We start from the raw sequence: 6,088 nt of genomic DNA on the forward strand, positions 1-6,088 counted from the left end.
TAGGCTTAGATGTGTATAGTTCATGGTTGCAATCTCACTTTGGTCGGTGGATAAAAACTTTGATGCTAGCGCATCTAGGTCTTTTTTTCACCTCACATTTGGTATTGCACTTCATGTGTTAATCTAAGAATAGTATGACGTTAGCCTATCAGGTTTTTAGCTGATAATCGCTCTTAAACCTAAGATAACACAAATTCTCAACGCACTGGCTGTGATAATAATAACAGTGTGATTTGCCGCCGTTCTCTTTTAAATCGAATCAACTATACCAGGCAAATCTGTCACATAAAGTATATGCAGTGATAGCCAGTTTGCGCTAGGCTAGGGGCTGTATAGAATTCATCTATTAGGACTGCTGATCGCTAAAATAATTCCAGACTAGGCGTAAATCGAAGGTAATGTCGAGACCTTAGCTAGATTTACAACAACGTCTGGGGCGATTTTAGCATCAGTCCGAAGGAACAGGACTATTTTTTGCCACTTCATAGCCAAAACTATCGCGCTTAGAATAACTAAACTTACTATTTTTGGCGTCGAATTGCCTAAAAAATAGTCTCTGTCAGTACCTTAGCTGAATTCTATACAGCCCCTAGGTTAAGGGTAAATACCGAGGCTTTAGATTGCTAATAACGAGGTCACTAATAACAAGATTACCAATAACAAGATTACCAATAACGAGGATAGTGTCTGCCGCGACCGATATTATTATAAATGAGTGCCACCATCACCAAGGCCAGCGCACCTATCAGCGTAGGGGTAACTAAAAAATGCCATTTGACCCCACCAAGCATGACGATTAATGGATTAGAGCCAGCAGGTGGATGCGGCACGCGAAGCAATAACATGAGCGCGATAGACGTACCGACCGCGAGTGCCAGACTCCACCACTCAATCCCAAATAAAGTCAAAAATGATAGACCCGTAAAAGTGGTGATAAAATGACCGCCGACGATGTTTCTAGGCTGGGCAAATGGGCTTTCTGGATAGGCGAAAATAAGCAAGCAACTGGCCCCAAATGAGCCCAAAACCATGGCGACATTTTGCCAGTTACCCAGTAGGGCGAGTATGGCAGTAGCAAAGGTACCGCCTACCCAAGCAAGGGCGATAATGAATAATGGCAATCTTTGCGGGCAATCATCGATTTTGCCTTGCATTTTATTCAATGAAAAAATCTTATCCACAAACTTATCCTAAATAATATATGAATGACAAAGTTGAAAAATTGATAATCAATATCAGTGTTTATGACGTGACTCGCTAATAGTTGATAACGAGGTTTAACAATGACGATTAATACTGATAAAAATATAAGGCAATAATAATGTTACTTCCCCCGCAGTCTGTAAGATTTGATGAATTGTCAGTCGCTGTACCCACTTTTATTCGTTACCCTACGCTCAGAAAGCTGGCTGAACGAGTACAGCGTGAGACCTTAAATACCATGAGCAGTCCAGTGAACAGTGCGCTTCATACTAGGTCTCCTCGTTTGAGTCTCTTAGACAGCTTGGCACAAACACCAGTTGCAGACGCCTCAGTATTGGTGGCTATCACCCATGAGCGCCATCCGAAGCTGCTATTAACACGCCGCGCCGCACATATGAACAGTCATGCTGGCGAGGTCTCCTGTGCTGGCGGTAAGTACGAAGTCGGCGATGGTAATAATGTCGTTACAGCCCTACGTGAAGCTTGCGAAGAGACCGCGCTCCCGCCCAATAAAGTCCAATTGCTCGGTCAACTGCCGATTCAAACCTCCAAAAGTGGCATGAGTGTCAGGCCTATTGTGGCGTTGATTGCTCCAGACTTAATCCTAGTGCCAGAACTTGGAGAAATCTCACGCATTTTTTGGGCAGATTTTGAAACCTTACTGACTCAGCCTACCGTCGAATACTCCATAGAATATACGTTGCAAGATGAGACGGCGACCATCCTCACACCCAGTTGGCAAGTGGATGGTGAGACGGTATGGGGTCTGACAGGACGAGTCATTGCCAGCTTGCTAGAAACTGGTTTTGATCGGCAGCTTGAATGGTATTACCGCATACAAGAATCACGGTTGTAGAGGTTGTTGTCTGAGCCTATAAATACTAAGAACCACTAGAAACCATAACCAATCACGTCTTTTGTGGATTTATTATAGTTATTGTAGACGTCATTGATAATGGTTTGATATATTCTATTTGGTAATAATAATATTCATTACCTAAATTATTTGGTTATGATTTATCTTTAATAGTTACTTCTTATCTATCTCCTTATTTATAATACTCATCGTTTTTCTTAAGCCACCAATTCATATTGTCTTGGCGTTTGGTGCGGAACGCTTCTAGCTTATCAGCAGCTCTGCTGTTGTGCTGGCGTGCAGTATCAAGCGCAAACAGAATCGGCACTGACGATAAGACGCCAAACCGTATTTTTGATTTTGGTAAGTTCAGCCCATCGCCAATATCGTCACCGACCAAGGTACGGGTCACGCTGGCATTGACCATCTCAACGAAGCGTCCACGGCGATTATCCTCACCCATGAGCTGACGCGGTAAATCGTGCAACGCTTTTGCCAATGGTTGTCCCATTTTAAAATCAAGTTGCTGGATCGATAAATAAGTATAGAGCCACTCCCAACAGGCCTCCTCATCTTTAGGCAAACGATCTAAGTCCACGCCCATCCAGTAACTGGCAAGATTCCAAAGGTGCAGAATGCCTTCGGCTTCCTCGGTACTAATACGAGCCCCAAGCAATCTTAATCCGCGCATAATCAACAACGAAAACTGTAAATGGGTCGCTATCATATCGGTTTGGTTGATAGGAATACCCCAGTAATCGGTGTTCCAGCTGCCATCAGGGTTATGGTGTTGATCGGCACTTTCTATCACACCTGTGGCAGCTTTTGCCTTACCTTTAAGTAGATTCTGGCGTACCAATGTGTGGATTTGACGTACTTTAATAGACTGCCGCCAGCCCTCAGAGCCGATGGCCAATACTTGCTCAATAGAATGGGGGTTATTGTTCGGAGTAGAGTGTAATGGTGGATGTTCAGAGACGGCCAAGATATAAGCATAAGTACGCATCAAGCGTGGTAGGGCATCGTGCATCAGTGCGCCAGTTTGAATCAACGGTAAGGATAATGCAGGGATACTGTAGCCTGCCATCAGGGCGACGTTACGCAACAGCCAAATGAGCATCAGCGGATAACGACGATAGGCGACGGCACCAATTTGGGCAAGTTTTGGGTCAAACCACTTAGGATGGTGGCTGAATTGCTCGGTTAATGCACTAAATGAGGAGTTATTTGCAAGGTTGGGGTCGAGCTGATAGTTACTATCATCGATAATAAATTGCTGTAAAGGTTTTGCAAAACGAATACTCTTAGCCGCTAGAGCATCAGTCAGCGGATCGCCTATGTCATAGCCTGCTACTATCTCATTTAGTAGGTTTTGCGAGATAACAAAATTTTTGGGCAATAAATACCGCTTAATCCGTTTTAAAACTTGTAAATCACTATGGTCGTCAATCGCGGTGGTGCGGCCATGACGCTGATAAGATGCTACTGACGGCTGTTTGCGGTTTAAGGTATTAGCAGTCTGTTTATTACTGATATTGATTGAATCCATATTTATCAAATGCCTTATTTTGAGGCCATTTCACAATGCCAGCACGCCCTAATATCTATTTAGCTGGTTTAAATAATCTAATTGTCTTTGTGTGGTATTGATACGGCGCTCGGCTTGGCGAAGCTCCTTGGCCAGCGACAATAATCGCTTGCGTGCTTCTTTTTCGTTAGCAAAACCCAGCATCTCACCAGACTCTAGCTTGTCGAACTCTTCTTGGTGTTCATTTAAAAGTCGCTCATCTTTGTCTAATTGACTCTCCAAGGTATAGTAATCAAGGCCGCGCTGGTTTGCTTGTTGCAGCGAGCTTACTAGGGCTACAGGACAGACATTATTTAGTTTACGACCACGGCGACCGATGTTATAGGCGCTATTGGTTGTACAGTACTGTTTGAGTCCTGACTGACGTCCGCGCTCCCACGCTCGATAGCCAGGAGCGACACCAGTCTTGGCGCAGGCTTTGGCATGTGAGGCTAGGCGGTCTGAATGATAACCTGCCACGCCGTCGTTGTAGCCAATAGCCTGCCAGTCGCCGAGCATACACTCTTGCTTAGAGAGAGTGGCACAGCCTGACAGTAAAAAAACGCCCCCAAGGATAGGTAGACTTAATGTCAGCCGCCTTACAAACCGTAGCATGTGTATCTCCTGTGGTGGTTCATTCAAATCAACAGTCGTCTAACTACAGTTGCCTTTTACCAAGGCGACAGTGATAAGCTCGTCATATCATTAAGACGGGCGGGTTAAATCGACTGATGTACCGCTGATACTGTCTTTTAAACTAAACTTAAGCATAGTATAACCGGCGATACCAGATACGATAGAGCCCATGGTGATACCCAAACGCTCATCGAATAATGGCGTTGCACCGCCAAAGGCCAGACCTCCGATGAACAAACTCATCGTAAAGCCCACACCGCACAATAATGCCGCACCGTAGATTTGCTTAAAGTTCATACCTCTTGGCATGGTAGAAAAGCCCAGTTTAAAGATTACCCAGCACATAATCATCACGCCCATTTGTTTACCGATAAATAAACCGGCAGCAATACCAAGTGGTACGGAATGGAATAACTCAGCAAAGCCTGCACCTTTTAATGAGATGCCTGCATTGGCAAAGGCAAATAATGGCAAAATCCCATAAGAGACGGTGTTTTGTAGATCGTGCTCCAGCTCTTCAAGCGGCGAGTGCTCAGGATCGGTACGGTCAAATAAAGGGATAAACAATGCCAATACTACCCCTGCTAATGTCGCATGAATACCAGACTTTAGGACAGCAATCCACATAATCACACCAATGAGCAGATAAGGGGTGATACTGGTCACGTTACGGCGGTTGAGTAGATATAAAAACGGTAGGCATAAACCTGCGATAGCCAATGAACCGAGCGATAAGTCACTGGTATAAAATAAGGCAATGATGATAATAGCGCCAATATCATCAAAGATAGCAATAGATACCAAAAAGACCTTTAACGAGTTTGGTACGCGGTTGCCCAGTAAACTTAATATACCAAGGGCAAAGGCGATATCAGTCGCTGCTGGGATGGCCCAACCTTTCCAAAACTCAGGTTCACTGTAGTTAAAGAGGAGGTAAACAATGGCTGGCATAATCATGCCGCCGAGTGCCGCCCCCGCTGGCAAGATGATTTGCTTGACGTTGGACAGCTCGCCGATCAAGACTTCGCGCTTTAGCTCAAGCCCCACCAAAAAAAAGAAAATCGCCATTAGACCGTCATTGATCCAGTGGTGCGCGTCTTTGGCAATAGCGAACTCGCCGATTTGAATGGCTACGGGTGCGTTGATAAAGCCTTCGTACCACACATTGAGAGGGGAGTTGGCAATGATCATTGCAGCAACGGCAGCCAATGCTAGGACAATACCACCCGCTGCCTCAAATTCAAAAAATGCCTTAATCCTTCGTAGTGCCATATCATCCTCATTTGCTAAATACAATTTACTAAAAATGATTCACTAAAAGCAAATCAATAAGTCATTCAATAACTTCAAATATCCATACTCCCACTTTCGAGGGCGGCACAGATAGACCATAACAGTTTCTCATATTCTTATTCATATAAACAACAAAGAGTATAGGTGAAATAGGAGATGTTTTTACTTTGTACCTACAATAAAATAGCCGCCAGTCGTTGAGTATTTTTGATAAGACGGTGTTTTATGGTAAGTATCTAACCAGCTGTTAGACAAATCTAGCAGACTTTGTCACGTTTTTGGTTTTTTTTACGGTTTTATCTTTATAATGAGCGATATTTTGTACCTTAAATCACTTTTCTAGGGCGTTTGCTCATTTTTAGCCCAGTTCCCAAAGCCAACTTCTCAGGCTTTCTCTTTTTATTTCTTAGATTAACACATGAAGTGCAATACCAAATGTGAGGTGAAAAAAAGACCTAGATGCGCTAGCATCAAAGTTTTTATCCACCGACCAAAGTGAGATTGCAACCATGAACTATACACATCTAAGCCTA

Annotated in this window: 5 protein-coding genes; 1 reads left to right on the forward strand and 4 read right to left on the reverse strand. The window is 43.9% G+C overall.

Annotation, left to right across the window (positions count from 1 at the left end; genetic code table 11):
- Positions 1-665: 665 nt before the first annotated feature.
- Positions 666-1,181: an HPP family protein gene (locus EI161_RS12985; RefSeq protein WP_318779324.1), complete on the reverse strand. Its 516-nt coding sequence runs from the start codon at positions 1,179-1,181 to the stop codon at positions 666-668.
- A gap of 140 nt (positions 1,182-1,321) precedes the next feature.
- Between EI161_RS12985 and EI161_RS12990 the strand changes: the two genes are divergently transcribed.
- Positions 1,322-2,059: an NUDIX hydrolase gene (locus tag EI161_RS12990; protein ID WP_192524746.1), complete on the forward strand. Its 738-nt coding sequence runs from the start codon at positions 1,322-1,324 to the stop codon at positions 2,057-2,059.
- A gap of 193 nt (positions 2,060-2,252) precedes the next feature.
- Here EI161_RS12990 and EI161_RS12995 read toward each other — a convergent pair whose 3' ends face one another.
- From EI161_RS12995 to nhaA, 3 genes are all read right to left on the reverse strand, one after another.
- Positions 2,253-3,608, reverse strand: a complete 1,356-nt coding sequence (locus EI161_RS12995; protein ID WP_192524747.1) for an oxygenase MpaB family protein — start codon at positions 3,606-3,608, stop codon at positions 2,253-2,255.
- Positions 3,609-3,656: 48 nt separating this feature from the next.
- Positions 3,657-4,241 (reverse strand): DUF2799 domain-containing protein, encoded by a 585-nt coding sequence (locus EI161_RS13000; RefSeq protein WP_192524748.1) that lies wholly within the window; start codon positions 4,239-4,241, stop codon positions 3,657-3,659.
- Between the two features lie 90 nt (positions 4,242-4,331).
- Positions 4,332-5,534, reverse strand: a complete 1,203-nt coding sequence (gene nhaA / locus EI161_RS13005) for a Na+/H+ antiporter NhaA (protein WP_192524749.1) — start codon at positions 5,532-5,534, stop codon at positions 4,332-4,334.
- Positions 5,535-6,088: the final 554 nt, after the last annotated feature.

The sequence above is a fragment of the Psychrobacter sp. FME5 genome (genome assembly GCF_014861375.1).
Lineage (GTDB): Bacteria > Pseudomonadota > Gammaproteobacteria > Pseudomonadales > Moraxellaceae > Psychrobacter.